Source organism: Nguyenibacter vanlangensis (assembly GCF_013376155.1).
GTDB classification, from domain to species: Bacteria; Pseudomonadota; Alphaproteobacteria; order Acetobacterales; family Acetobacteraceae; genus Gluconacetobacter; species Gluconacetobacter vanlangensis.
Genome location: NZ_JABXXP010000986.1, coordinates 1 through 836, shown reverse-complemented (window position 1 = coordinate 836; position 836 = coordinate 1). Strand labels below are relative to the sequence as shown.

Here is an 836-nt window from a genome sequence, read left to right as displayed (position 1 = left end):
CAGCCGGGCCGCCTGTTCTGAAATCGCCGGCCCGCTGCTCCAGAACAGCGCGACGAACGCCCCCAGCACCCCCGCGACCACCAGGCTCAGCGCCAGCCAGTAGGGCAGGCGCATCGCCCGCTCCAGGCGGATCGCCAGGTTATGCAGGATCACCGCGATCAGCGTCGCGGCAAACACCACCATCAGCACGTCGCCGATCAGCCAGATCGACAGCACCAGCACCGCCAGCAGCACCGTAACCTGCAGCAGGCTGTGAATCCGGGCCAACTGCACCGCCCGCGGGTCCATCTCCCGCTCGGGGGGCGCCATACCGGCGGGTGTGTCGTCCGGCCGCCTGGCGGCCGCGTGCATCGGGGTCATGGTCCGTTCCGGCTGTGACAGGGCGCTATCTGGCATACCAGCCGGCGCGCGTCGATTCCATCAGCAATGACAGGCAGATACAGCCGATCCGCACCATCTTCCGGAAAATCCGTAAGGTGTTGACGCATCAATCGCCGTTATGATCCCGGCCCCAGGCGGCATACTGGCCGGCGACATGTCAACGGTCCCAGACACATTGGCCTCGGACGCTCGTCCGCACGAAAGGACATCGCCTTGGACACCGAAATCGGAGACGATACGCCGGTCGGCCATTACGACGCGCCGCACGGCGTCGCCGCCGCGGAATTCGCCCTGGCGCTGGGCACCTTCGCCATCGGCACCGGCGAATTCGCGATCATGGGCATGTTGCCGGAAATGGCGTCGTCGCTGGGCATCACCATCCCGTCCGCCGGCCACGTCATCGCCGCCTATGCGCTGGGCGTCGTCGTCGGCGCGCCGCTGATCGCGGTGTGCGG

Annotated in this window: 1 protein-coding gene and 1 pseudogene; one reads left to right on the top strand and one right to left on the bottom strand. The window is 67.5% G+C overall.

Annotated features, from left to right (window positions below; genetic code table 11):
- Positions 1–360 (bottom strand): AI-2E family transporter (locus HUK84_RS20675; protein WP_374729400.1); only part of this gene is annotated, 360 nt, incomplete at its 3' end.
- A gap of 234 nt (positions 361–594) precedes the next feature.
- Between HUK84_RS20675 and HUK84_RS20670 the strand changes: the two are divergent.
- A pseudogene (locus HUK84_RS20670) lies at positions 595–836 on the top strand (MFS transporter); the annotation flags it as partial.